This window comes from Streptomyces sp. NPDC053750 (assembly GCF_044544295.1).
Lineage (GTDB): Bacteria > Actinomycetota > Actinomycetes > Streptomycetales > Streptomycetaceae > Streptomyces.
The window spans coordinates 49346-75381 of sequence record NZ_JBITXB010000024.1; the positions used below are offsets into that span (position 1 = coordinate 49346).

Sequence of the window (26036 nt, forward strand, 5' to 3'; positions counted from 1 at the left end):
GGGGCAACAGTGACGGAGGTGGCGGTGTTCCCGGGTCAGCGCAGGGCGCTCAGCAGGCCGGCGATCTCCGTGAAGCCGCGGCGCCGCGCGTGTTCGAGCGCGGTCATGCCGTCGCCGTCCGGGAGGCCCGGCGTGGCGCCGGCGGTGATGAGCAGCTCCACGATCTCCTGGTGCGCCTGGCCGCCGTCGCCGAGGATCACCGCCTCGAGCAGCGCGGTCCAGCCGAGCCGGTTGACGTGGTCGACGTCGATGTCCGTCGCGCGGAGCAGGGCCCGGACATAGTCGACGTGGCCGCGCTCGGCGGCGGGGATCAGCGCGGTGCCGCCGAAGCGGTTGCGGAGCTTCAGGTCCGGCTCCGCCGGGAGCAGGACGCGCATCATGCGGACGCTGCCGGTGACACCGGTGACCAGCCAGGGGCTGTCCTCACGGTCGTCCTGGGCGTCGGGGTCGGCGCCGGCCGCGACGAGGGCCCCGGCAGCCGCCACATGGTCGCCGATGGCGGCGATCAGGAGCGGGGTGCGGCGGTGCTCGTCCCGGGACTCGATCTCGGCGCCGTCGGCGAGGGCCAGGCGCACGGCGTCGGCGTCGTCGTCCCACACGGCGGCCCGAAGGGCGCGGTCGGCAGCGGACATGGGGGTGCTCCTCGAATGGGTCGGGCTGCGCAGTGAGGCCAGGGCCGCCCTCGTCCCACTCCGCGCGGCGATGCCGGTCCCCGCCCGGACACCTGCGTGGATCCGGGCCGGGTCGAAGAGCCGGCGGCGCACGGCACGAGGGATCACGTGCGCCGCCGGGGTCTGCGCGGGTGCACTGCTCGACGTGCCCGCCGCTACTTGCCCAGCGCCGCGACACCGGCCCGGGCGAACTTCTCGTCCAGGTCGCCGGACGGGGCACCCGCGACGCCGATGCCCGCGATCGGGGCGCCCTTGGCGGTGACCGGGGCGCCGCCGCCCAGGAACAGGGTGCCGGGGATGTCCTTCAGGTTGGGGGCCTGCTCCAGACGCTTGGCCAGCTCGGAGGTGGGCGCGTTCCAGGAGACGGCCGTGTACGCCTTCTTCTCGGCCGACTCGTAGGACTGCGGGCCGGCGCCGTCGCCGCGCAGGGTGAGGATGGTGTTGCCGTTGCGGTCGACGACGGCGACGGAGACGCGCTGGTTCTCCTTCTCCGCGGCGTCCAGCGCGGCCTGCGCGGCCTTTGTGGCGGCCTCGACGGTCAGATGGGTCGACCGGGTCAGGTTCTTGCCCCTGGCCTCCGCCTTCACCGCCGCCGGGGCCGCCTTGGGCGAGTCGGCGCTGGCGGAGTAGGCGCCGAAGCCGCCGAGGGCGAGGACGGCGACCAGCGCGCCGCCGGTGACGGCGCGGGTGCGCTTCGAGGCCTTCTTGACGTGCTTCATGACCCATCTCCTGAATCCGGTGGTCGGTGGGGTACGGCCGGTACGGGCCGTCCCGCTCTGGGACCCATGCTGGGTCCGCCGGGGGCCCCGGTCCGTCGGCGTACCGGCTGCCTCCCGCGCGCGGACGGCTGACGGGAGGGTCAACCGATCGGCTGACCCCGCGCCCGACCGCTTCGGTGACAATGAGCCGGAGGCGGGGCCGAAGGCGCGCGGGACGATCGATAGTCTGCCGGGCGAGCGCAGAGCAAAGACCGCAGAGCGCAGAGCAGCCGGAGGACGGCTCCGGCTCGAGGTGGAGGCCCCATGTTCACGACCCGTCCCACCCTCCAGGGCACCTTCGGCATGGTGGCCTCCACCCACTGGCTGGCCTCGCAGTCCGCCATGGCGGTCCTGGAGGACGGGGGCAACGCCTACGACGCCGCCGTGGCCGGTGCGTTCGTGCTGCACGTCGTCGAGCCGCACCTGAACGGACCGGCGGGGGAGGTGCCGATCCTGATCGCCCCGGCGGGCGGCGAGGTGCGGGTGCTGTGCGGGCAGGGCGTGGCGCCGGCCGGGGCGACGGTCGCGCACTACACGGGCCTCGGTCTGCGACTCGTCCCCGGCACCGGGCCGCTCGCCGCCGCCGTGCCGGGAGCCTTCGACGCCTGGATGCTCCTGCTGCGCGATCACGGCACCAAGCGCCTCGCCGACGTGCTGAAGTACGCCATCGGCTACGCCGAGCACGGGCACCCGCCCGTGGAGCGCTTCACGGAGACCGTCGAGACCGTCCGGGAGCTGTTCGAGACGGAGTGGACGTCCTCGGCCGGCGTCTACCTGCCGGACGGCCGCCCGCCCCGCCCCGGGGAGCTCTTCCGCAACCGGGCCCTCGCCGCCACCTGGCAGCGGCTGCTCGCCGAGGTCGCCGGGGCGGGGGACCGGGAGGCGGAGATCGAGGCGGCCCGAGAGGTGTGGCGCACCGGATTCGTCGCCGAGGCGCTGGTCCGGCAGTCCGGCCGGCCCACCATGGACACCAGCGGCGAGCGCCACACCGGCACCCTGACCGCCGCAGACCTCGCCGGCTGGTCCGCGTCCTACGAGGCCCCGGCGACGTACGACTGGAACGGCTGGACCGTGTGCAAGGCCGGCCCGTGGAGCCAGGGCCCCGTCCTGCTCCAGCAGCTGGCGCTGCTCCCGCCCGAACTGCCCGCCCACGGCTCCGCCGACTACGTCCACCTGCTGGTCGAGGGCTGCAAGCTCGCCATGGCGGACCGCGAGGCCTGGTACGGGGACGCGGACGGCGCGGACCGGATACCGCTCGACGACCTGCTGTCGCCGGAGTACAACGCGGCGCGGCGGCACCTCGTCGGCGACAAGGCGTCCTTCGACCTGCGGCCCGGCAGCCCCGGCGGGCGCACCCCGCGGCTCAGCGCCCACGCGCGCGTGGCGGCCGTCGAGGGGGAGGGCTTCGACGCGCTCGGGGTCGGCGAGCCGACGGTCGCCAAGAGCCCGACCTCACCGGTGCCGGGCGAACCGGACGTCACCGCCGACGGCGGCACCCGAGGCGACACCTGCCACCTGGACGTCGTGGACCGTTGGGGCAACATGGTCTCGGCCACGCCCAGCGGCGGCTGGCTCCAGTCCAACCCCGTCGTGCCCGAACTGGGCTTCCCGCTCGGCACCCGCCTGCAGATGACCTGGCTGGAGGAGGGCCTGCCGAACTCCCTCACCCCCGGACGCCGGCCGCGCACCACGCTCACGCCCTCCCTCGCCCTGCGCGACGGGGTGCCCGTCATGGCCTTCGGCACGCCCGGCGGAGACCAGCAGGACCAGTGGCAGCTGCACTTCTTCCTGGCGGTCGCCCTGCGCGCCCACGTGCGCGGCGGCCTCGACCTCCAGGGCGCGATCGACGCCCCGAACTGGCACAACGACAGCTTCCCCGGTTCCTTCTTCCCCCGCGGCATGCGGGCGGGCGGCGTCACCGTGGAGTCCCGCATGCCGGCGGAGGTCGTCGAGGAGCTGCGGCGCCGCGGGCACGACGTGACGGTCGGCGACGCGTGGTCGGAGGGCCGGCTGTGCGCCGTCGCGAGGGACCCGGAGACAGGCGTGCTGTCGGCGGCGGCGAACCCGCGCGGCATGCAGGGCTACGCGGTCGGCCGCTGAACCCGCGCACCGTGTGTTCATGCTGATTCCACCCGGAGTACACCACCCGGGTGGGGATTGTCAGTGCCGTGTGCTCCCATGGAGTCATGATCGACGACAACGAAACCATCGACGAGTTTCTCCCCCGGCACGCCGACGACGTGGAGGAGGCCGTCCGCAAGGCGGCCGCCCAGGAGATCATGCCCCGCTGGCGCCGGCTCGCGGCGCACGAGGTCGACCAGAAGTCCGGCCCGCACGACCTGGTGACGGACGCCGACCGCAAGGCGGAGCAGTACCTCACCGAGGCCCTGGTCGCCCTGCTGCCCGGCTCGGTCGTGGTCGGCGAGGAGGCCGTGCACGCCAACCCCGCGTCGTACGAGGCGATCCGGGGCGAGGCGCCGGTCTGGATCGTCGACCCCGTCGACGGGACCCGGCAGTTCGTGCACGGCGACCCGGGCTTCTGCACGCTGGTCGCGCTCGCCCGCCACGGAGTCGTGCACGCCTCCTGGACGTACGCCCCCGCCTCCGACCGACTCGCCACGGCGGTCCGGGACCGGGGTGCCTTCCTGGACGGCGAGCGGCTGTACGCGGGCCCGCCCGAGCCCGGCCGTGACCTGCGGGTCGCCACGTCCCACCCGGACTACACGACGGACGAGCAGAAGCGCGCCCTGCTCGGCCTGCGCACCCCGGGTGTGGCACCGCGCGCCTGCGGCTCGGCCGGCCTGGAGTACCTCGCCGTCGCCCGCGGCGAGTCCGACGCCACCGCCTTCTCGTGGGAGGCGGCCTGGGACCACGCCGCGGGGCTCCTCCTGGTCGAGGAGGCGGGCGGCACCCACCTGACCCGCGCGGGCGAGCCCTTCCGCATCACGGGCGGCAACGACCTGCCGTTCACCGCGGCCCGCGACGCGGCGACGGCCCGCCAGGTGGTGGCACTGCTGGCGGGCGAGGCCTGACCGGTCACCCTCGTCCGGGCGCCTGCCGTCAGGCCGCCACCAGCTCCTCGGCGAGGAACTTCTCCACCAGCTCGCGTGCGCGACGGTCGAAGTCGGCGTACTGCGCCTCGCGCTCGGTGCCCGCGACCGCCTCGCCGACCAGCAGATTTCCCTCGGCGTCGATGCGCTGCGGGCGCTCCTCCGCGTCGGTGAGCAGGCCGACGGTGGAGTGGGCGAAGCCGCAGTAGTAGGCGATGCCCTCGCTCAGATTGGTCTCGAGGACGGACTGCATGCCCTCCACGACGGCGTCGTCGGCGGTGGCGCCGGCCAGGGCCAGCCACAGCATGCGCTTGCCCGCGAGGCGGGGCTTGCTGCGGCCGTAGGCGAACCCGTAGTTCCACACGCGGTCGATCCAGCCCTTGAGGAGGGCGGGCACGCTCTGCCAGTACACCGGGAAGACGGCGACGACGACCTCGGCGTCGAGGATGCGCCGCATATGGGCGTGCGTCTCGTCCGAGTACGCCTTCTCCCTGTCGCCCCAGTCCGGCTGGTCCGCCACGTTCATCCGCGGGTCGAACCCCTCGGCGTGCAGGTCGAGCAGGTCGACGCGGTATCCGGCGGCCTCCAGCCGGGCGGCGGTACGACGGGCGGTGTGTGCGGTGAGGGAATCGCTGCGGTGGTGCGCGACGACCACGAGGGCCGTCCTGGCGTCGCTGCTGTGCTGCGTCACGGTGTCTCCCGGCTGGTCCTGATCAATCCGAATCAATCCGACGAGACCAGTACAGCCCCGGTCACGTGGATGATCCATGGGAGAAACCCTCCGAAACATAGGAGATCGTCTACGCTGTCTTCCGTGGATCCCCTGAGTTCGCTGCTGAGCGGCATCCGGGCCGAGGGCTCGGTCGTCAGCCACGCCGTACTGACGGCGCCCTGGACCATCCGCTTCGCCGACGGCGCGCCGCTCACCATGGTCAGCGTGCTGCGCGGCGGCGGCACCCTGCTGCTGCCCGACGGCACCGAGCGGACGGTCGGCGTGGGGGACACGGCCGTCGTCCGCGGCCCCGAGCCCTTCCTCCTCGCGGACCGGCCCACCACGGTCGACCGCCCCCACGCCGAGTACGAGATCGCCTGCTTCACCGAAGCCGAGTGCACGGCCCAGGACCTCGGCGGTATCCGCTGGGGCACCGATCCGGACGGGGCGACCGCGCTGATCGTGGGCGCCTACCGCGCCTTCGGCCATCGCCACGAACGGCTCCTGAGCGCCCTGCCGCCCGCCTTGGTGGTCAACGAGGACGTCGAGGTCTGCGCCTGGCTGGAGACGGCCGCCGCCGACGCCGCCCGGCGCTCGGCCGGCTCCCAGGCCCTCATGGACCGGCTCCTCGACTGGGCGCTGGTGTGCACCCTGCGCACCTGGTTCGACCAGGCCGGCGCCGACGCGCCCGGCTGGTACCGCGGCCTCGCCGACCCGGTCCTCGCCCCCGCCCTGCGGGCCTTCCACGACCGGCCCGCCGATGCCTGGACGGTCGCGTCGCTGGCCACGCGAGCCGGTGTCTCCCGGGCACTGTTCGCCAAGCGCTTCACCGAGCTGATGGGCAGCCCGCCCCTCGCCTACCTCACCGCATGCCGCATGGACGAGGCCGGGGCGCTCCTGGCCGACACCGACCTGAGCGTCGCCCAGGTCGCCGAGTCCGTCGGCTATGCCGACGCCTTCGGCTTCAGCGCCGCCTTCAAACGCCACAAGGGCGTGAGCCCCAGCACGTTCCGCGCCGGGGCGGCTGCCTGAGCACCGGCGGTCCCGCCCACCCGCGACCGCGGGCTGTCGGACCCCGGGCATATCCTGATCCCCAGTGGCCGTCGGCTGACGAAGGGGTCCGAAGGTGCCGTCGATGCTCGATGCGGTCGTAGTGGGTGCGGGGCCGAACGGACTGACCGCCGCCGTGGAGCTGGCCCGCCGCGGCTTCTCCGTCGCCGTCTTCGAGGCGCGGGACACCGTGGGCGGCGGCGCCCGCACGGAGGAGCTGACCCTCCCCGGTTTCCTGCACGATCCGTGCTCCGCCGCGCACCCGCTGGGCATCAATTCGCCCGCGTTCCGCGCCCTGCCCCTGGAGCGGTACGGGCTTGAGTGGCTGCACGCCGGGCTGCCCATGGCGCATCCCTTCCTCGACGGCTCGGCCGCCGTGCTGGCCCGCTCGGTCGGTGAGACGGCCGCCTCGTTCGGTCCGCGCGACGCGGGCGCGTACCGCAGGCTGGTCGAGCGCTTCCTGCCCCGATGGGACACCCTGGCCCGCGACTTCATGTCCCTGCCGCTCACCGCGCTGCCCCGCGACCCGGTCACCCTCGCCCGCTTCGGCCTGGTGGGCCTGCCCCCGTCGACCTGGCTGATGCGCCGGTTCCGCGACGACAGGGCCAAGACCCTCTTCGCCGGTCTCGTCGCGCACGTCATGGCACCGCTGGGCGGCTTCGCCACCGGGGCCATCGGCCTGGTCTTCGCCCTCGCCGCGCACGCCCGCGGCTGGCCCGTGGCCCGCGGCGGCTCCCAGGCCGTCTCCGACGCGCTCACGGCGTACCTGAAGGACCTCGGCGGCGCCGTCCACACCGACTACGAGGTCAAGCGCCTCGACGACCTGCCGCCCGCGCGGGCGTACGTCTTCGACACCTCACCCACGGCCCTGGCCCGCATCGCCGGCCTCGGGAGCTACTACGACAACTACCGCTACGGCCCCGGCGTCTTCAAGATCGACTACGCGCTGGACGGCCCGGTCCCGTGGACCGCGCGGGAACCCCGCACCGCCGGCACCGTGCAGATCGGCGCCGGCAGCGCGGAGATCGGCGCGGCGCTGAACGCCGCCTCCCGCGAGGGCCGCGCACCCGACGCGCCGTTCCTCATCACCGTGCAGCCCAGCGTCGCCGACCCCTCCCGGGCCCCGGCCGGCAAGCACGTGTTCTGGGCGTACGGACACGTACCCAACGGCTGGACCGGTGACCTCACCGACGCCATAGAACGCCAACTGGAGCGCTTCGCCCCCGGGTTCCGCGACCGCGTCCTCGCCCGCGCCACCGCCGGTCCACCCGAACTCGCCGCCCGCAACGCCAACTACGTCGGCGGCGACATCGCCTCCGGCGCGGTCAGCGGCCTCCAGCTCCTGCTGCGGCCCAAGCTGTCCCTGTTCCCGTACGCCACCCCGCACCCGGCCGTCTTCATCTGCTCGTCGGCCACCCCGCCCGGCCCGGGCGTGCACGGCATGTCGGGGCACAACGCGGCGAAGGCCGTCTGGCGAAGGCTGAGGCAGACATGACCACCATCACACTCGCCCTCGGCGACATCACCCGCGAGAGCGCCGACGCCATCGTCAACGCGGCCAACTCCTCCCTGCTCGGCGGAGGCGGCGTCGACGGCGCCATCCACCGGCGCGGCGGCCCCGCGATCCTCGAGGAGTGCCGCAGGCTCCGCGCGGGGCACCTCGGCAAGGGCCTCCCCACCGGCCGGGCCGTCGCCACCACCGCGGGCGCCCTGGAAGCCCGCTGGGTGATCCACACGGTGGGCCCGGTCTGGTCGGCCACCGAGGACCGCTCGGACCTGCTCGCCTCCTGCTACCGCGAGTCGTTGCGGGTCGCCGACGAGCTGGGCGCGCGCACGGTCGCCTTCCCGGCGATCTCCACCGGTGTCTACCGCTGGCCCATGGACGACGCGGCCCGTATCGCGGTCGAGACGGTGCGGACCGCCGGGACGTCGGTCGCGGAGGTCCGGTTCGTCCTGTTCGACGACCGGGCCTACGAGGCGTTCGCCGCCCGGACCCGCTGACGGATCCTCGGCCCACGCGCCCTGCCTCCCTTTGCGTACTCCCGTACGCATTCCCGTACGTATCCCCGTACGCGCCCTCACCCGCGCTCTCACCTGGCTTGACGCTTCAATTGCGACTGATGTGCAATAACCCCACACCGGCAACAATGTGGGAGAGACATGACGACCCGTCGGATACGAAGTGCCGCCGCCGCGGCGGCGTTGGCCGCCGGCGTCACCGCCTGCTCCGCCCCCGGGGGCGGGACGGGGGACGACGCCAAGGCGGCCGAGTCCGTCGTGATCGGGGTGGGCTCCGAGCCGGACACCCTCAGCCCGCTCCTCGGCTACGGCAAGGACGGAAACTCCAAGATCTTCGACGGGCTGCTCGCCCACGACACCGACCTGAAGCTGAAGCCGGCCCTGGCGACCGCGCTGCCGAAGGTCGGCGACGGCGGCCTGACGTACACGTACACCCTGCGCGACGGCGTGAAGTTCAGCGACGGCGAACCGCTGACGGCCGAGGACGTGGTCTTCACCTACCGCACCGTCCTCGACGCGAAGACCAACAACACCGCCCGCAGCGAACTGGACGCGATCAAGGACGTCCGCGCGGGCGGCGACGACACCGTCGTCTTCACCCTCAAGTACCCCTACGCGCCCTTCGCCGCCCGCACGGTGCTGCCCATCGTCCCCGAGCACGTCGCGGGCGGACAGGACCCCAACACCGGCGACTTCAACACCAAGCCCGTCGGCACCGGCCCGTACGTCCTGGCGAACTGGAGCAAGGGCGAGAAGCTCACCTTCAAGACCAACCCGCACTACTGGGGCGGCAAGCCCGCGGTGAAGTCCTTCACCATGGCGGTCATCGCCGACGACAACGTGCGCGCCACCCGGCTGCGCTCCGGCGACCTCGACGGCGCCGTCCTGCCGCCCAATCTCGCCGCCACCTTCAAGAACGACGACGGCCGGCGCAGCTACCAGGCCAAGTCCTACGACTTCCGGGCCGTCACCCTGCCCACCTCCGGCAAGGTCACCGGCGACCGCGCCGTCCGACAGGCCCTGGACGCCGCCGTGGACCGCCAGGCCATGGTCGACAAGATCCTCGACGGGGCGGGCCGCCCGGCCTACGGGCCGCTGCCCGCCGACGACCCCTCGTACGCGCCCGGCATCGAGCGCCCGCACGACCTGGCCAAGGCCAAGCGCATCCTCGACGAGGCCGGCTGGAAGCCCGGCTCCGGCGGCATCCGCGCCAAGGACGGACAGCGCGCCTCGTTCACCCTGTACTACCCCTCGGGCGACAAGGTCCGCCAGGACCACGCGCTCGCCTACGCCTCCGACGCCAAGAAGGCCGGCATCGAGGTGAAGGTGGAGGGCGCCACCTGGGAGGTCATCGAGCCGCGGATGAAGAGCGACGCGGTCCTGGCGGGCTTCGGCAGCGTCGGCGACCCGGACTTCGGGCTGTACACCCTCCTGCACTCCTCGCTCGCCGGCGACGGCTTCAACAACATGGCGCACTACGACAACCCCGTGGTGGACAAGGCCCTCGACGCCGGCCGCCGCACCCAGGACCCCGAGAAGCGCTCCGCCGCCTACGACGCGATCCAGCAGGCCCTGGTCGAGAACCCCGGCTACACCTTCCTCACCCACATCGACCACCTCTACGTCCTCGCCGACCGCTGGGACGGGCTGACCACGCAACTGGAGCCGCACGAGCACGGCTTCGCCAGCGGCCCCTGGTGGAACATCGAGGACTGGCAGCCGAAGAAGTGACCCGATCCCCCCGGAAACTGCCCTGGGGAGCGATGGCACGCCTGGTGGGACGGCGGGCGCTGTTCGCCGTCCCCATCGTCCTCGTCGTCACCTTCGGTGTGTTCGCCATCGCCGCCGCCTCGCCCTTCGACCCCGTCAAGGCCTACGCCGGCACCGCCGCGCTCGGCGCCGACCAGGAGACCCTGGACCGGCTGCGGGACAACCTCGGCGTCGACCAGTCGTTCGTGGCCCGCTGGTGGGACTGGCTGACCGCCGCGCTCACCGGCGACCTCGGCCACTCCGGCGTACTGCGCCAGCCGGTGACGCAGGTCATCGGGGAACGCCTCGTGTGGTCCGCGCTGCTGTGCGCCGTCGCCTTCGCCGCCGCCGTGCTGGTCGGCACGCTCCTCGGCGTGCTGGCCGCCCGGCGTCCCGGATCGATGCTCGACCGGGCGGTCACCTCGCTCGCGTACACCCTGGAGGCGGCGCCGGTCTTCTGGATCGCGCTGCTCGCCGTGTGGCTGTTCGCCCTCCAGTGGGACCTGCTGCCCGCCGGCGGCCTGACCGACACCGCCAGCGAACAGGTCAGCCCGGGCCAGGTCGCGAGCCACATCGTCCTGCCCGCCGGTGTGCTCGCGGTCTCCCAACTGCCCTGGTTCACCCTGTACGTGCGCCAGGGCGTCGGCGACGCCCTGGCCGAGGATCCGGTGCGCGGCGCGCGGGCCCGCGGCGTCGGCGAGGGCAAGGTCCTGCTCGGCCACGCCCTGCGCTCCGGGCTGCTGCCGGTGCTCACCCTGATCGGCTCCCGCGTGCCCGAACTCATCACCGGCGCCCTGCTGGTGGAGAGCGTCTTCAGCTGGCCGGGCATCGCCGCGGCCACCGTCGAGGCGGCCACCGCCGTCGACTTCCCGCTGCTGGCCGCCCTGACCACCCTCGCCACCGCCGCCGTACTCGTCGGAAACCTGCTCGCGGACCTGCTCTACGGACTGTTCGACCCGAGGGTGAAGCACAGTGAGATGTGATGTCCATGGCTGAGACCGCAGCCACCAAGGCAGCCGCCAAGGCAGCCACCAGGACGGAACGACCCGGCCCCGCCTGGCGCTCCTACGGCGGCGACCGCCGCTCCACCCGCACCCTGCGCCTGCGCACCTCCGCCGCGGTGCTGGCCGTGACCGTCCTCGCCGTGCTGCTCGTGCCGCCGCTGGTGCAGCTGGACCAGCAGGCCGTCGACCTGGCCGCCAAGCTGCAACCGCCCAGCCGGGAGCACCCCTTCGGCACCGACGACGTGGGCCGCGACCTGCTGCTGCGCTGCGTGTACGGCCTGCGCGTCTCCCTGCTCGTCGGGGTGGCGGCGGCGCTGACGGCGACGGTGGTCGGCACCGCCGTGGGCGCCACCGCCGGGGCGCTGGGCGGCTGGGTCGACCGGGCCGTCATGCGGGTGGTCGACACCATCTCCTCCGTGCCCCACCTGCTGCTCGGCATCTTCATCGTCGCGATGTTCCGGCCGGGCGTCTGGCCGGTGGTGATCTCCGTCGCGCTCACCCACTGGCTGTCGACCGCGCGCATCGTCCGCGCCGAGGTGCTGTCCCTGCGCTCGCGCCCGTACATCGACGCGGCCGTCTCCGGTGGCGCCTCCCGGTGGCGGGTGGCCGTACGGCATCTGCTGCCGGGCGTGCTGCCCCAGGCCGCGCTCGCCGCCGTACTGATGGTGCCGCACGCCATGTGGCACGAGTCGGCGCTGTCCTTCCTCGGGCTCGGGCTGCCCACCCACACCGCGAGCCTCGGCAACCTGATCCAGGAGGCGCGGGGTTCGCTGCTCGCCGGGCAGTGGTGGCCGACCCTGTTCCCGGGGCTGTTCATCATCGTCCCCACCCTCGCCGTCGCCGGACTCGCCGGTGCCTGGCGGGAGCGGATCAACCCCCGCCGGCGATCGGAGCTGATGCTGTGACCGAGCGAGCCCCCGTGCTGTCGGTGCGCGGTCTGTCGGTGCGTTTCCTCATGCCCGGCGGGCGGCGCGTAGCCGCCGTCACCGACGTCCACTTCGACGTGGCGGCCGGCGAGTGCCTGGCCCTGATCGGGGAGAGCGGCTGCGGCAAGTCCGTCCTCGCCTCCGCGCTGCTCGGGCTGCTGCCCGGCAACGCGCAGAGCGCCGGCAGCGCCTGCCTGGGCGAGCTGGACCTGCTCGCCGCCGACGAGCGGACCTTCGCCCGCACGGTGCGGGGCCGGCTGATCGGCCTCGTCCCGCAGAGCCCCGCCGCCCACCTCACCCCCGTGCGCACCATCCGTTCCCAGCTGGAGGAGACGGTCGCCGAGCTCACCGGGGTCCGTGGCCGTGCGGCCCTGCGCAAGGCCGCCGAGACCGCCGCCGAGCGCGCCGCGTTCCCGGTCGGCCACCTCGACCACCACCCGCACGAACTCTCCGGCGGCCTCGCCCAGCGCGCCGCCACCGCCATGGCACTCGTCGGCGACGCCCCCCTCCTGCTCGCCGACGAGCCGACCACCGGACTCGACCGCGACCTGGTGGACCACACCGTCGACGAGCTGCGGCGCCATGTCGACAGCAGGACGGACGACGAGAACCGCGCCCTGCTGATGATCACCCACGACCTGGCCGCCGCCGCACGCATCGCCGACCGGATCGCCGTGATGTACGCGGGCCGGATCGTCGAACTGGCCGACGCGGGCGACTTCTTCGGCACCCCGGGCCCCCGCCACCCCTACAGCCGGGGCCTGCTCGACGCCCTGCCCGAGCGCGCCTTCACCCCCATCCCCGGCCTGCCGCCCGAACTCGGCGCCCTGCCCGACGGCTGTGCCTTCGCCGCCCGCTGCGACCGGGCGAGCGACGCCTGCGCCGCGCTGCCGCCGCTGACCGGCACGGTCGCCTGCCACCACCCGCACGCAGCTCTCACGGAGGCCGCCGACCGTGCTTGAACTGCGCGCCGTCACCGCCGGATACACCAGGAACGCCCCCGTCGTCCGGGACGTCTCCCTGACCATCGCCCCGGGCGAGGCCGTCGGGCTGCTCGGGCCCAGCGGCTGCGGCAAGTCCACCCTCGCCCGCGTCGCGGCCCTGCTCCACCGCCCCGACGCCGGCACACTCGTCCTCGACGGCACCCCCGTACGGCACTGGCGCCACCGCGCCCCGCGCGAACAGCGCACCGCCTTCGGCGTCGTCTTCCAGCAGGCGCGGCTCTCCGCCGACCCCCGCCTCACCCTCACCGACCTGATCGCCGAACCGCTGCGCGCCACCGGCCGGCGCGAGGGCAGCGCCGACCGGATCGCCGAACTGGCCGCCACCGTGGGCCTGACCGCCGACCTGCTGGGCAGACGCCCGCACGAGGTCAGCGACGGCCAGTTGCAGCGCGCCTGCCTCGCCAGGGCCCTCGTGCTGCAGCCGCGCTGGCTGGTGTGCGACGAGATGACGGCGATGCTCGACGCGTCGACCACCGCCGCCCTGGTCCGGGTGGTGGAGGACTACCGGGCCGCCACCGGCGCCGGGTTGCTGGCCGTCGGCCACGACCGGGTCCTCCTCGACCGCTGGTGCGACCGCACCGTCGAATGGGCCGGTCTCACGAACCGCTGACCGCAAGAACCTTCATTGGACATGTATCGGTCAAGCGCGGTCCACGGGCACAGCCATCGGGGTTCACCCGGTGCCGTTTGCCTGGGCGTCGTCCGACCATCCGTCCTCTGGAGGTTCGATGACCCCGCCGCGCACCAGCTCCCCGAACTCCCTGAAGAGAAGGGGTTTCCTCGGCATCGCGGGCGCCGCCGGCGCCGGCGCGGTGCTGCTCGGCACCGGTGCCGCACCTGTCGCTGCCGCGCCCGGCCGTGTCCCGGCCGACCCCTTCCAGCTCGGCGTCGCCTCCGGCGACCCGCTCCCCGACGGCGTCGTCCTGTGGACCCGTCTCGCGCCGAAGCCGCTCGACGACGACGGCGGCATGCCGGCGCGTCCGGTCCCCGTTCGCTGGGAGGTCGCGCTCGACGAGCGGTTCCGCAAGGTCGTCAAGCGGGGCGTGGAGCACGCCGTGCCGCAGGAGGCGCACACCGTCCACGCCGACGTACGCGGCCTGCGCCCGCACCACGAGTACTACTACCGCTTCCGCGCCGGCGACGCGGTCTCACCGGTCGGCCGCACCCGCACCGCCCCGGCCCCCGGCACCGCGCCCGCCGTCGACTTCGCCTTCGCGTCCTGCGCCAACTGGGAGCAGGGGTACTTCACCGCGTACCGGCACATGGCCGAGGAGCGCCCCGACGTGGTCTTCCACCTCGGCGACTACCTCTACGAGTACGCGGCCGGCGTCAACGGCAAGGTGCGCACGCACCACGGCGACGAGATGAACACCCTCGCCGAGTACCGGGCCCGGCACGCCCAGTACAAGACCGACCCGGACCTGCGGCTGCTGCACGCGACGGCACCGTTCGTCGTCACCTGGGACGACCACGAGACCGACAACAACTACGCCGACCTGAGCCCGGAGAACAGCGACGCCGGCCAGGGCAACGACACCACCGCGCACTTCGCCGCCCGCCGCCGGGCCGCCTACCAGGCGTACTGGGAGCACATGCCGCTGCGCCGCTTCCGCAAGCCGGTGGACACGGCGCTGCCGCTGTACCGGCGCCTGGAGTTCGGCGCCACCGCGACCTTCAGCGTGCTGGACACCCGCCAGTACCGCACCAACCAGCCCTACGGCGACAAGTGGCAGGTCTCCGGCCCGGAGCAGTGGGACCCGAAGGCCACCATCCTCGGCGACGAGCAGCACGCCTGGCTGGAGCGCAGCCTGTCCCGGTCCCGCTCCACCTGGAACGTGCTCCCGCAGCAGATCTACTTCGCCAACTGGGACGCCGTCGCCGGCCCGGACGACGGCGGCTACAACGACGGCTGGGACGGCTACCGCGTCTCCCGCGACCGGGTGCTCGGCTACGTCGAGGAGCGCCGTATCGACAACTTCGTCGTCCTCACCGGCGACGTGCACAACAACTGGACCAACGACCTGCGCCGCGACTTCGAGCGCCCCGAGACCCGGCTGCTGGGCAGCGAGTTCGTCACCACGTCCATCACCTCGGGCGGCGACGGCTCGGCCACCCACGACCCCGGCCAGGTGTACTGGGACGAGAACCCGCACACCAAGTACTACAGCAGCCGTCGCGGCTACGTCCGGTGCACCGTGTCCCGGGACCGGTACACCGCCGACTACCGGGTGGTCGACTACGTCACCCGGCCCGACGCCCCGGTCCGCACCGACAAGTCCTTCGTGATCGAGGCGGGGGTGCCCGGAGTCCAGAACGCCTGAGACCTCCAGACCTCCAGACCTCCAGACCTCCAGACCTCCAAGCCTCCCAGACCTCCATCAGGAACCAACAAAGTCCGACGGGGTAATTGCTTCGGTTGTGTTCGAGTCCTAGGGTGACCCTGACTCAGTAGTCGCTGCGTCACCGGCAGTTGTGAGCCGTCTCCACATCAACTGCCGTCACAGCACCGTGCGTTGAGCCGCCCCCGAAGCCCATGGAAGGCCACGGTCATGCCGCACTCGCCCGTGTCACCCGCCGCAACCCCGGCCCGCCCCCGGCCGCTCGTCAGCCGCCGCCGTCTCCTGGAGGGCGGCGCCGCCGTCCTCGGCGCACTCGCCCTGTCGTCCGCGTCGCCCGTCGTGGCGCACGCGGCCGGCCGGCGGGCGGCGGCCGACGAGCCCCCTCAGTGGAACGACTTCGGAGTCTTCCGGCTCGGCACCGAGCCGCCGCACACCACGCTCACGCCGTACGCGGACGTCCGGCAGGCCCTCGCCGGCGACCGCACCCGCTCGCCCTACCGGCTCAGCCTCGACGGCAACTGGAAGTTCGCCTACGCCGACCGCCCCGAGGACCGGGACGCCGACTTCCACCGCACCGACGTGGACGACGGCGACTGGGAGACCATCCCCGTCCCGTCGGTGTGGCAGCTGCACGGCCACGACTTCCCGATCTACCTGAACATCACCTACCCGTACTGGGGCCCCAACGGCCGCGGCGAGGACCCCCAGCCGCCCACCGCGCCGACCCGCTACAACCCGGTCGGCCAGTACCGGCGCACCTTCACCGTCCCCCGCGACTGGCAGGGCCGCCGCACCTTCCTCCACTTCGAGGGCGTCAAGTCCGCCCACTACGTGTGGATCAACGGCGAACTGGTCGGCTACGACGAGGACTCCTACACCCCCTCCGAGTACGACGTCACCGACCACCTCAAGCCCGGCACCAACCAGATCGCGGTGGAGGTCTACCGCTACGCCGACGGCGACTGGCTGGAGGACCAGGACATGATCCGGCTGAGCGGCATCTTCCGCTCGGTCCACCTCTACTCCACCCCGGTCGTCCACCTGCGCGACTTCAAGCTGGACACCCCGCTGAACGACACGTACACCGAGGCCGAACTCGCGGTCACCGCGAGCGTGCGGGCGTACGGCGACGGCGGCACAGGCCGGTACACCGTCGAGACCCAGCTGTACGACGCCCGCGGCCACGCCGTCTGGTCCCGGCCGCTGGAGCAGGCCGCCGACCTCGGCACGGCCGGCGTCGGTCAGGACGTCACCGTACGGGCCGCGAAGGCGGTGTCGAAGCCCAGGCTCTGGTCGGCCGAGCACCCGAACCTCTACACCGCCGTGCTGCGCCTGCGGGACCCGGCGGGCAAGGTGATCGAGACCCTGTCGCACCGGGTCGGCTTCCGCGAGTTCGCGCTCAAGGACGGCCTGATGCGGATCAACGGCAAGCCCGTCTCCTTCCGGGGCACCAACCGCCACGAGATGCACCCCTCCCGGGGCACCGCGCTCACCCGCGAGGACCTGGTCGAGGACATCGGGATCATCAAGCGGATGAACATGAACAGCGTCCGCACCTCGCACTACCCGAACAACCCCCTGTGGTACGAACTCGCCGACGAGTACGGCCTCTACCTCGTCGACGAGACCAACCTCGAGACCCACGGCATCCGCGACGAGTACCCCGGCGACCACCCCGACTGGACCGAGGCCTGCGTGGCCCGCGCCCAGAACATGGTCCACCGCGACAAGAACCACGCCTCGGTCGTCATCTGGTCGCTCGGCAACGAGGCGGGCGGCGGCAGCACCTTCACCGCCATGCACGACTGGATCCGCTCCTACGACCCCAGCCGCGTCATCCAGTACGAGGGCGACGACCGCCCCGGGATCAGCGACATCCGCTCGGAGATGTACGACAGCCCCCAGCGCGTCGAACAGCGGGCGAAGGACACCTCCGACACCCGGCCCTACGTCATGATCGAGTACGCCCACTCGATGGGGAACTCCACCGGCAACTTCAAGAAGTACTGGGACGTCGTGCGCGCCCACGACGTGCTCCAGGGCGGCTGGATCTGGGACTTCGTCGACCAGTCCCTGTACACGCCCGTCCCGTCCCGCACCCTGCTGACGGAGGCCGGGCCGGCCGGGCTGCGCGGCGAGATCCTCGCGACCCACGGCGGCCTCGACCGCGACAAGGGCCTGACCGGCATCACGGTCTTCGAGCGCGACGACAGCCTCGACCTCACGGGCTCCCTGACCCTGGAGGTCTGGATCACCCCGGACGTGACCGGCTACCACCAGCCCATCCTCGCCAAGGGCGACACCCAGTACGCGCTGAAGCAGACCAACCGGAACCTGGAGTTCTTCATCCACTCCGACGGCCAGTGGATCACCGCGAGCTGGGCCGTGCCGGACGACTGGACCGGCCGGGAGCACCACATCGCGGGCGTCTTCGACGCGGACGCCGGGACGCTGACCCTCTACGTCGACGGCGCGGCGAAGGCCACCCGCACCACTACCCGGCGGCCCAGCAGCAACACCGCGCCCCTCGCCCTCGCCACCGACGCCGACGCCCAGACCAGGGAATTCAGCGGCACCATCCGCCGCGCCCGCGTCTACGCCCGTGCGCTCGGCGCCGCCGAACTGGCCTCGGAGGGCCGCGGTCCCGGTGACGACGGCGTGCGGTTCTGGTTCGACGCCGCCACCGTCAAGACCGAGCAGAAGCGGCCCCAGGACAAGACGTTCCTCGCCTACGGCGGCGACTGGGGCGACAACCCCAACGACGGCGCCTTCGTCGCCGACGGCATCGTCACCGCCGACCGCGGACACACCGGCAAGGCCGCCGAGGTCAAGCGCGTCTACCAGGCCGTCAACGCCGCCCGCGGCTCCGGCGGCGACCCCGGAGCCGTCACCCTCACCAACGAGTTCCTCTTCACCAACCTCCGCGAGTTCGACGGCCGGTGGGAGCTCGTCGCCGACGGCAAGGTCGTCCGACGCGGCAGGCTGACCGGCGACCAGCTGGACGTGGCGCCGCTGTCCGGCAAGGACATCACCCTCCCCGTCCGCCTGCCAGGCGACCCGGCCCCGGGCACGGAGTACTTCCTGGAACTCTCCTTCACCACCAAGGAGTCCACGCCCTGGGCCAAGGCGGGCTTCGAGGTGGCCCGGCAGCAGCTCCCCGTCGAGGCCGGGAGCCCCGACGTGACGCCCGTGCGGCTGGACAGCGTCCCGGCCCTGCGGCACGACGACCGCGACAGCGAGGTCAGGGTCACGGGCAAGGGCTTCTCGGTCACCGTCGACAAGCGCGGCGGCACCCTCACCTCCTACGAGGCGAACGGCACCCGGCTGATCACCTCCGGCCCCGTGCCCAACTTCTGGCGGGCGCCCACCGACAACGACAAGGGCAACGGCCAGCACACCCGCAACCAGACCTGGCGCGACGCGGGCACCCGTCGCAAGGTCACCGACGTCGCCGTGCGGACCCTGGGCGACCGGGCCGTCGAGATCAAGGTCACCGGCACGCTGCCGACCACGGTGGAGTCGACGTACACCACCACCTACACGGTGTTCGGCAACGCCGAGATCAAGGTCGACAACACCCTGCACCCGGGCGCCGCGAACCTGCCCTACATCCCCGAGGTCGGCACCCTGCTCCTCCTGCCGAGCAGCCTGGACCGCCTGCACTACTACGGCCGCGGCCCCGAGGAGAACCACTGGGACCGCAACACCGGCACCGACGTGGGCCTCTACTCCGGGACCGTCGCCGAGCAGTGGACGCCCTACATCCGCCCGCAGGAGAACGGCAACAAGACGGACGTCCGCTGGATCGCCCTCACCGACCGCCACGGCCGGGGCCTGCTCGCGTCCGGCGAACCCCTGCTGGAGGCCAACGCCTCCCACTTCACGCCGGAGGACCTGTCGACCGGCGTGCGGCACGACTACCAGCTGACGCCGCGCGACGAGGTCGTCCTGCGGCTGAACCACCGGCAGATGGGCGTGGGCGGCGACAACAGCTGGGGCGCGCACACCCACGACGAGTTCAAGCTCTTCGCCGACCGGGACTACTCCTACACGTACCGGCTGCGCCCGGTCACCGACGTCCGTGACGCGACGGCGGCCTCGCGGCGGCCCACGGCCACCGAATAGCGGTCCACGGCGACCGAACGGCCGGGGAGGAGCGGGGGAGTCCGGGGCGACCGGGCTCCCCCGCTCACTCGGCGGCGTCGCTGATGCCCAGCCGCAGGTGCTCCACGTGGTACACGGCCTGGTCGAGCAGCTCGGCCACATGGTGGTCGTGCAGTGCGTAGACCACCGACCGGCCGCTGCGCTCACCCACCACCAGGCCCAGGTTGCGCAGCAGCCGCAGCTGGTGCGAGCAGGCCGACTGCTCCATGCCGACCTCCGCCGCCAACTCGGTGGCGGGCAGCGGGCCTTCACGCAGCCGCGCCAGGATCAGCAGCCGGGACGGGGTGGACAGGGCCTGGAGCGTGGTGGCGACCTTGGCGACGTTGTCCGCGTCCAGGCGCACACGTGCGGCGGCGTCCTGCGCGGTGGTGGCGGCTCCGTGACCCATGCGCTCATCCTACTCACCACACATGAATGCATGAATGAGTCTTCATCTGTTCCTGTATGGTGTGCCGCGTGTCCACCACGCTTGCTCCCCCTCCCGTATCCGCTCCCGTCGCGTCGGCGCCCCGCCGCCGCACCCGCGTCCTCGCCCTGCCCGAGGCCCGCTGGGCGCTCGTCTCGCTGCTCGCCTTCCTGGCGGCCCTCCCGCTCGACCTCGGCGGCGCCCCCGCCTGGACGTACGGCCCGCTGTACGCGGTCGCCTACGCCGCCGGCGGCTGGGAGCCCGCGCTGGAGGGCCTGCGGGCGCTGCGCGAGAAGACCCTGGACGTCGACCTGCTGATGATCGTCGCGGCGCTGGGCGCGGCCTCCATCGGACAGGTCCTCGACGGCGCCCTGCTGATCGTCATCTTCGCCACCTCCGGCGCCCTGGAGGCCCTGGCCACCGCCCGCACCGCCGACTCCGTGCGCGGCCTGCTCGACCTCGCGCCCACCACCGCGACCCGCGTGCGGGAGGACCGCGAGGAGACCGTCCCGGCCTCCGACCTCGCCGTCGGCGACCTGATCCTGGTCCGGCCGGGGGAGCGGATCGGCGCCGACGGCACGGTCCTCGGCGGCGAGGGCGAGGTCGACCAGGCGAACATCACCGGCGAGTCCGTCCCGGTCCTCAAGTGCCCCGGCGACGACGTCTTCGCCGGCACCCTCAACGGCACCGGCGCCCTGCGCGTCCGCGTGGAGCGCGACCCCGCCGACTCGGTCATCGCCCGCATCGTCACCCTCGTCGAGGAGGCGTCCCGCACCAAGGCGCCGACGCAGCTGTTCATCGAGAAGATCGAGCAGCGCTACGCGGTCGGAGTGGTGGTCGCCACCCTCGCGGTCTTCGGCATCCCGCTCGCCTTCGGCGCCGACCTCACGAGCGCCCTGCTGCGCGCCATGACCTTCATGATCGTCGCCTCGCCCTGCGCGGTCGTCCTCGCGACGATGCCGCCCCTGCTCTCCGCCATCGCCAACGCCGGCCGGCACGGCGTCCTGGTGAAGTCGGCGGTCGCGATGGAACGCCTCGGCGAGATCGACACGGTCGCCCTCGACAAGACCGGCACCCTCACCGAGGGCACCCCCGAGGTGACCGCCGTACGCCCGCTGCCCGGATCCGGCCTCGACGAGGACGGCCTCCTCGCACTCGCCGCCGCGGCCGAGCACCCCAGCGAGCACCCGCTGGCCCGCGCCGTCGTGGCCGCGGCCCGCGCCCGGGACCTGCACCTCGCGCCCGCGGCGGACTTCACGGCGGCCCCGGGCCGCGGGGTGACCGCGGTGATCGAGGGCCACACCGTGCACGTCGGCCGCGCCGAGACCCCCGAGGGCGCCGAGACGACCGTCCAGGTCACCCGCGACGGCACCCTCCTCGGCACCCTCGCCCTCACCGACCGCCTCCGCGCCGACGCCGCACCGGCGACCGCCGCGCTCACCGCCCTCACCGGCACCGCCCCCACCCTGCTCACCGGCGACAACGCCTCCGCCGCCGCCCCCGTGGCCGCCGCGACCGGCATCACCGACGTCCGCGCGGACCTGCTGCCCGAGGACAAGGTCGAGGCCGTACGGGAAGGGGAGCGGGCCGGGCGCAAGGTGCTCCTCGTCGGCGACGGCGTCAACGACGCCCCCGCGCTCGCCGCCGCGCACGCCGGTGTCGCCATGGGCCGCGCCGGCTCCGACCTGGCCCTGGAGACGGCCGACGCGATCGTGGTGCGCGACGAGCTGACGGCCGTACCCGCCGTCGTCCGGCTGTCCCGCCGCGCGCGCCGACTGGTGCTGCAGAACCTGGTCGTCGCGGGTACGTTCATCACCGTCCTCGTCCTGTGGGACCTGATCGGCCACCTCCCGCTGCCGCTCGGCGTCGCCGGACACGAGGGCTCGACCGTACTGGTCGGCCTCAACGGGCTGCGGCTGCTGCGCGAGTCGGCGTGGCGATCCGAGTGACCAGGTCGATCCGAGTGGCCAGGGCGAGCCGGATGAGCAGGGCGATCCGGCGGAGCCCAGGAAGCGGGACGTCGATGTCGGATTCCCGCCAGCCACGGCCCGGCCGGTGGACCATCCTGGACGCATGCAGACGGGAATGCACACCGACACCGAGCGCTGCGTGCGTGCCGTGCAGTCGAAGGACGCGCGGTTCGACGGCTGGTTCTTCACGGCCGTCCTGACCACCCGGATCTACTGCCGGCCCAGCTGCCCGGTGGTGCCGCCCAAGCCCGAGAACATGACCTTCCACCCGAGCGCGGCGGCCTGCCAGCAGGCCGGGTTCCGGGCGTGCAAGCGCTGCCGCCCGGACACCAGCCCCGGCTCCCCGGAGTGGAACCGGCGCGCCGACCTCACCGCCCGCGCCATGCGGCTGATCGCCGACGGCGTCGTGGACCGCGAGGGCGTGCCCGGCCTCGCCGCCCGGCTCGGCTACAGCACCCGGCAGATCGAACGCCAGCTGCTCGCCGAGCTGGGCGCCGGTCCGCTCGCGCTCGCCCGCGCGCAGCGCGCCCAGACCGCCCGCCTGCTCATCGAGACGACCCCGCTGCCGATGGCGGACGTCGCCTTCGCGGCCGGCTTCTCTTCCATCCGCACCTTCAACGACACGGTCCGCGAGGTCTTCGCCCTCTCCCCGAGCGAGCTGCGCGCCCGCACCCCCAAGGGCCGCGTCACCGGCACCACCCCCGGCACCCTCTCCCTCCGCCTCCCGTTCCGGGCCCCCCTCAACCCCGACAACCTCTTCGGCCACCTCGCCGCCACCGCCGTACCCGGCGTGGAGGAGTGGCGGGACGGCGCGTACCGACGCACCCTGCGCCTCCCGTACGGTCACGGCATCGTGGCCCTCACCCCCACCCCCGACCACATCGCCTGCCGCCTCACCCTCAGCGACCTGCGCGACCTGACCGTCGCCATCAGCCGCTGCCGGCGCCTGCTCGACCTGGACGCCGACCCGACGGCGATCGACGACCAGCTCCGCGCCGACCCGCTGCTCGCGCCGCTCGTCGACAAGGCACCCGGCCGACGCGTCCCGCGCACGGTCGACGAGGCGGAGTTCGCCGTACGGGCCGTGCTCGGCCAGCAGGTCTCCACCGCCGCCGCCCGCACCCACGCCGCCCGCCTGGTCACGGCACACGGCGACGCGGTCGACGACCCCGAGGGCGGGCTGACCCATCTCTTCCCGGCGGCGACGGCGCTGGCAGCGGTGGACCCGGAGACCCTCGCGATGCCCCGCACCCGCCGCACCACCCTGACGACCCTCGTGTCCCACCTGGCGGACGGCTCGCTCACCCTGGGCGTCGAGTGCGACTGGTCCGAGACCCGTGCCCGCCTCCTCGCCCTCCCCGGCTTCGGCCCCTGGACCGCCGACGTCATCGCGATGCGCGCCCTCGGCGACCCCGACGCCTTCCTCCCCACCGACCTCGGCATCCGCCGCGCCGCCGGGGAACTGGGCCTGCCCTCGACCCCGGCGGCGCTCACCGCCCGCGCGGCGGCCTGGCGGCCCTGGCGGGCGTACGCGGTCCAGTACCTGTGGGCGACCGACAGCCACCCGATCAACTTCCTGCCCGTGTAAGGGAAATCCCGTGAAGCAGCACACCGTGATCGACAGCCCCTACGGCCCGCTCACCCTGGTCGCCGAGGACGACGTCCTGTGCGGCCTGTACATGACCGAGCAGCGGCACCGCCCGCCGGAGGAGACCTTCGGCGCACCCTCGTCTCCCGACGACGGTCCGTTCACCGAGGCACGGGAGGAGCTGACGGCGTACTTCGCCGGCGACCTGTTGGACTTCACCCTCGACCTGCGCCTGAACGGCACCCCGTTCCAGCGCACGGTCTGGGACCAGCTGCGCCGCATCCCGTACGGCGAGACCCGCACCTACGGCGAACTCGCCGACGCCCTCGGCAACCCGGCCGCCTCCCGCGCCGTCGGCCTCGCCAACGGCCGCAACCCGATCGGGATCATCGTCCCCTGCCACCGCGTCATCGGCGCGAGCGGCGGCCTCACCGGCTACGGCGGCGGCCTGGAGCGCAAGCAGCGCCTGCTGGACTTCGAGCGGGGTGCGGCGCTCTTCTAGGCACCTGGGTCATCACCCGGTCCACCACGGGGGACGGAGATCTCCCGTAGGGGCCGGCCGCCGTCCACGAACACCCGGCCGCCCGGGGCCGGCGCGGCGGCGATGCGCTCCAGCGCGCGCCGCCCCGCCTCCGGACGGCGGCCGTCGAGTGCGCCGACGCGTACGGCGTAGACCAGGTCGAAGGGCGCCTCCCCGGGCTCCCGTACGAAGTCCTCCGCCGCGAGGCACCTCAGGCTCGGGCGCCCCGAGGCGAGCTCCCGGGCCGAGCCGGCCTCCGCCTGCGCGATCGCCCGCGCCGAACGGCCGACGGCGAGCACGTGCCCCGTCACCAGCCGCGCGGCCACGGCCCGCGCGGCGGCCCCCGGCCCGCACCCGATCTCCAGAACCCGGGCGTCGGGCGTCAGGGGCAGCGCGTCCACGATCGCGGCGAGGCGGGGCGAGAGCTCTCCCGGCACGGCCCGGTCACCTCACTCGTTCGGTGTGCCGACCCGGAGGCGGTTGCCGTCCGGGTCGCGCAGCTCGGTCTCGCGCGCCCAGGGCGCCTCCTCGACCGGCACACCGAACTCGGCGGCGACCGCGTCGACGTCGGCCACCCGCAGATACACCAGCGTGTCCGGCCGGGCGTCCCCGGTGTGCTCCGACAGGAACAGCCGTATGCGTCCCCGCGCGACCTCCACGAACGCCGGCAGACCCGGCTCGAAGCGGTGCTCCCACTGCGTGGCGAAGCCCAGGCGCGCGTACCAGCGCACGGCCGCGGCGGCGTCGGCCACCCGCAGGACGGGGATGACCTCCTCGTCCACGCGGTCAGTCACCGTCCCGGCCGTTCTCGGGGTTCAGGTCGCGCAACAGCGCGGGCAGGGCGGTGCCGATGGGCTCGCGGACGACCTCGTCCGCCAGGTCGTCGTACGGCGTCGGCTCGGCGTTGACGACGACCAGCCGGGCGCCGTGGTCGGCGGCGACCCCGGCCAGCCCCGCGGCGGGGTGCACCTGGAGGCTGGTGCCGACGGCGATGAACACCTGGCACGCCTTGCTGATCGCGACCGCCTCGCCGAGGACCAGCGGGTCGAGCTGCTCCCCGAACATCACGGTCGCCGACTTCAGGATCCCACTGCACTCCCGGCACGGGGGATCGTCCTCACCGGCCTCGACGCGGGCGAGCGCGTCCTCCATCGGCCCCCGGGCACCGCAGCCGGTGCACACGTAGCTCCGCGCGGTGCCGTGCAGTTCGAGCACCTTGCGGTCGGGCAGGCCGGCTTGCTGGTGCAGCCCGTCCACGTTCTGCGTGATCACCCGGACCGGCACCCCCGACCGCTCCAGCTCGGCCACCGCGCGGTGCGCGGCGTTCGGCTCGGCCCGCAGCGCGTGCGTGCTCCGCCGCATCTGCCAGGACCGGCGCCGGATCTCCGGTTCGCCCATGTAGTACTCGTACGTCACGAGCTTCTCGGCCTCCGGGTCCCGCCGCCACAGCCCGTTCGGCCCGCGGTAGTCGGGGATGCCGGAGTCGGTCGACACGCCGGCGCCGCTCAGGACGGCGACGAGGGGCTTGGTGGTCATGCGGTCGAGGGTAGGACGCCGGTGGGTGCCCGGCGACCGGTTATCGGTCGACCCGGACGCCGTTCTCCAGCTCGGCCGTCCCCGAGCCCTCCGCCAGCACGTCCAGTGCCGCCAGGACCCGGCCGAGCAGCGCGCCGGTCAGGTGGCCGCCCAGGTCCTCGCGCGGCACCACCCGCCAGGACAGCAGCTCCTCCTCCTGCAACCGGATCGCCTTGAAGTCGTCCTCGGTGAGGACCCCGCCGTCGTACAGGTACGCCACGATCGGCGGCCGTCCCGGCCCGTGCGACCAGTCCACCGCGAGCAGCCGGCCGAGCGGGACGTCGAGCCCGATCTCCTCGAGCGTCTCCCGCCAGGCGCCCTGCCGCGGGGTCTCCCCGGCATCGGACTCGATCGTGCCCCCGGGCAACGTCCATCCCTCGCGATAGCCGGGCTCCACGAGCAGCACGCTTCCCTCGGCGTCCCGGAGGACCGCGGCGGCACCGGCAAGGACGCGGGGGAGACCGGCGATGTAGGTGGCGTAGTCAGGAGTGGTCATTCCGAAAGGGTAACGAGACCCGGGCGTTCCACCCT

23 protein-coding genes are annotated in these 26036 nt (G+C 73.4%); 15 read left to right on the forward strand and 8 right to left on the reverse strand.

Annotated elements, in window-relative coordinates; all coding sequences use genetic code 11:
• Positions 1 to 35: 35 nt before the first annotated feature.
• Both ACIGO6_RS37240 and ACIGO6_RS37245 read right to left on the reverse strand, forming a co-directional pair.
• Positions 36 to 632, reverse strand: coding sequence for an ankyrin repeat domain-containing protein (locus tag ACIGO6_RS37240; RefSeq protein ID WP_399884430.1), 597 nt, complete (start codon positions 630 to 632; stop codon positions 36 to 38).
• A gap of 194 nt (positions 633 to 826) precedes the next feature.
• Positions 827 to 1390: a heme-binding protein gene (locus tag ACIGO6_RS37245; RefSeq protein ID WP_399884432.1), complete on the reverse strand. Its 564-nt coding sequence runs from the start codon at positions 1388 to 1390 to the stop codon at positions 827 to 829.
• Between the two features lie 303 nt (positions 1391 to 1693).
• On the opposite strand from ACIGO6_RS37245, the gene ACIGO6_RS37250 reads away from it, so the two are divergent.
• Together ACIGO6_RS37250 and ACIGO6_RS37255 are read left to right on the forward strand one after the other, a co-directional pair.
• Entirely contained in the window at positions 1694 to 3529 is a 1836-nt protein-coding gene (locus ACIGO6_RS37250) for a gamma-glutamyltransferase family protein (protein ID WP_399884434.1), read from the forward strand.
• A gap of 86 nt (positions 3530 to 3615) precedes the next feature.
• Positions 3616 to 4461, forward strand: coding sequence for an inositol monophosphatase family protein (locus ACIGO6_RS37255; RefSeq protein WP_399884436.1), 846 nt, complete (start codon positions 3616 to 3618; stop codon positions 4459 to 4461).
• A 28-nt stretch (positions 4462 to 4489) separates the two neighbouring features.
• Here the strand turns inward: ACIGO6_RS37255 and ACIGO6_RS37260 are convergent, their stop codons facing one another.
• Positions 4490 to 5170, reverse strand: a complete 681-nt coding sequence (locus ACIGO6_RS37260) for an NAD(P)H oxidoreductase (RefSeq protein ID WP_399884438.1) — start codon at positions 5168 to 5170, stop codon at positions 4490 to 4492.
• A gap of 114 nt (positions 5171 to 5284) precedes the next feature.
• Between ACIGO6_RS37260 and ACIGO6_RS37265 the strand changes: the two genes are divergently transcribed.
• From ACIGO6_RS37265 to ACIGO6_RS37310, 10 genes are all read left to right on the forward strand, one after another.
• Positions 5285 to 6223: an AraC family transcriptional regulator gene (locus ACIGO6_RS37265; RefSeq protein ID WP_399884492.1), complete on the forward strand. Its 939-nt coding sequence runs from the start codon at positions 5285 to 5287 to the stop codon at positions 6221 to 6223.
• Positions 6224 to 6326: 103 nt separating this feature from the next.
• Positions 6327 to 7736: a phytoene desaturase family protein gene (locus tag ACIGO6_RS37270; RefSeq protein ID WP_399884440.1), complete on the forward strand. Its 1410-nt coding sequence runs from the start codon at positions 6327 to 6329 to the stop codon at positions 7734 to 7736.
• Positions 7733 to 8242 (forward strand): O-acetyl-ADP-ribose deacetylase, encoded by a 510-nt coding sequence (locus tag ACIGO6_RS37275; RefSeq protein WP_399884442.1) that lies wholly within the window; start codon positions 7733 to 7735, stop codon positions 8240 to 8242. The genes ACIGO6_RS37270 and ACIGO6_RS37275 overlap by 4 nt, the downstream gene beginning before the upstream one ends.
• Positions 8243 to 8401: 159 nt before the next feature.
• On the forward strand, positions 8402 to 9991 hold the full coding sequence (locus ACIGO6_RS37280; protein ID WP_399884444.1) for an ABC transporter substrate-binding protein: 1590 nt from the start codon (positions 8402 to 8404) through the stop codon (positions 9989 to 9991).
• Between the two features lie 32 nt (positions 9992 to 10023).
• On the forward strand, positions 10024 to 10992 hold the full coding sequence (locus ACIGO6_RS37285; protein WP_399884446.1) for an ABC transporter permease: 969 nt from the start codon (positions 10024 to 10026) through the stop codon (positions 10990 to 10992).
• A gap of 5 nt (positions 10993 to 10997) precedes the next feature.
• Entirely contained in the window at positions 10998 to 11918 is a 921-nt protein-coding gene (locus tag ACIGO6_RS37290) for an ABC transporter permease (protein ID WP_399884448.1), read from the forward strand.
• Complete coding sequence (locus tag ACIGO6_RS37295; RefSeq protein WP_399884450.1) at positions 11915 to 12901, forward strand: ABC transporter ATP-binding protein; 987 nt, start codon at positions 11915 to 11917, stop codon at positions 12899 to 12901. Before ACIGO6_RS37290 ends, ACIGO6_RS37295 begins: the two co-directional genes overlap by 4 nt.
• Positions 12894 to 13553 (forward strand): ABC transporter ATP-binding protein, encoded by a 660-nt coding sequence (locus ACIGO6_RS37300; RefSeq protein ID WP_399884452.1) that lies wholly within the window; start codon positions 12894 to 12896, stop codon positions 13551 to 13553. Before ACIGO6_RS37295 ends, ACIGO6_RS37300 begins: the two co-directional genes overlap by 8 nt.
• A gap of 118 nt (positions 13554 to 13671) precedes the next feature.
• Positions 13672 to 15264 (forward strand): alkaline phosphatase D family protein, encoded by a 1593-nt coding sequence (locus tag ACIGO6_RS37305; RefSeq protein ID WP_399884454.1) that lies wholly within the window; start codon positions 13672 to 13674, stop codon positions 15262 to 15264.
• A 228-nt stretch (positions 15265 to 15492) separates the two neighbouring features.
• Positions 15493 to 19407, forward strand: a complete 3915-nt coding sequence (locus tag ACIGO6_RS37310) for a glycoside hydrolase family 2 TIM barrel-domain containing protein (RefSeq protein WP_399884456.1) — start codon at positions 15493 to 15495, stop codon at positions 19405 to 19407.
• A gap of 64 nt (positions 19408 to 19471) precedes the next feature.
• Here the strand turns inward: ACIGO6_RS37310 and ACIGO6_RS37315 are convergent, their stop codons facing one another.
• Entirely contained in the window at positions 19472 to 19834 is a 363-nt protein-coding gene (locus tag ACIGO6_RS37315; RefSeq protein WP_399884459.1) for an ArsR/SmtB family transcription factor, read from the reverse strand.
• 56 nt (positions 19835 to 19890) lie between these two features.
• Here ACIGO6_RS37315 and ACIGO6_RS37320 point away from each other — a divergent pair, with 56 nt between their 5' ends.
• The 3 genes from ACIGO6_RS37320 to ACIGO6_RS37330 all read left to right on the forward strand — a co-directional run bounded on the left by ACIGO6_RS37320 (position 19891) and on the right by ACIGO6_RS37330 (position 23912).
• Complete coding sequence (locus tag ACIGO6_RS37320; protein WP_399884461.1) at positions 19891 to 21801, forward strand: heavy metal translocating P-type ATPase; 1911 nt, start codon at positions 19891 to 19893, stop codon at positions 21799 to 21801.
• A gap of 124 nt (positions 21802 to 21925) precedes the next feature.
• Positions 21926 to 23410: an AlkA N-terminal domain-containing protein gene (locus tag ACIGO6_RS37325; RefSeq protein ID WP_399884463.1), complete on the forward strand. Its 1485-nt coding sequence runs from the start codon at positions 21926 to 21928 to the stop codon at positions 23408 to 23410.
• 10 nt (positions 23411 to 23420) lie between these two features.
• Complete coding sequence (locus ACIGO6_RS37330; RefSeq protein ID WP_399884465.1) at positions 23421 to 23912, forward strand: methylated-DNA--[protein]-cysteine S-methyltransferase; 492 nt, start codon at positions 23421 to 23423, stop codon at positions 23910 to 23912.
• Here the strand turns inward: ACIGO6_RS37330 and ACIGO6_RS37335 are convergent.
• The 4 genes from ACIGO6_RS37335 to ACIGO6_RS37350 are packed head-to-tail and all read right to left on the reverse strand — an operon-like array spanning position 23909 to position 26001.
• Complete coding sequence (locus ACIGO6_RS37335) at positions 23909 to 24367, reverse strand: SAM-dependent methyltransferase (RefSeq protein WP_399884467.1); 459 nt, start codon at positions 24365 to 24367, stop codon at positions 23909 to 23911. The genes ACIGO6_RS37330 and ACIGO6_RS37335 overlap by 4 nt on opposite strands.
• A gap of 12 nt (positions 24368 to 24379) precedes the next feature.
• Entirely contained in the window at positions 24380 to 24712 is a 333-nt protein-coding gene (locus ACIGO6_RS37340; protein WP_399884494.1) for a glyoxalase superfamily protein, read from the reverse strand.
• Between the two features lie 4 nt (positions 24713 to 24716).
• Positions 24717 to 25466 (reverse strand): SIR2 family NAD-dependent protein deacylase, encoded by a 750-nt coding sequence (locus tag ACIGO6_RS37345; protein WP_399884469.1) that lies wholly within the window; start codon positions 25464 to 25466, stop codon positions 24717 to 24719.
• 40 nt (positions 25467 to 25506) lie between these two features.
• Complete coding sequence (locus ACIGO6_RS37350) at positions 25507 to 26001, reverse strand: NUDIX domain-containing protein (RefSeq protein ID WP_399884471.1); 495 nt, start codon at positions 25999 to 26001, stop codon at positions 25507 to 25509.
• Between the last annotated feature and the right edge of the window lie 35 nt (positions 26002 to 26036).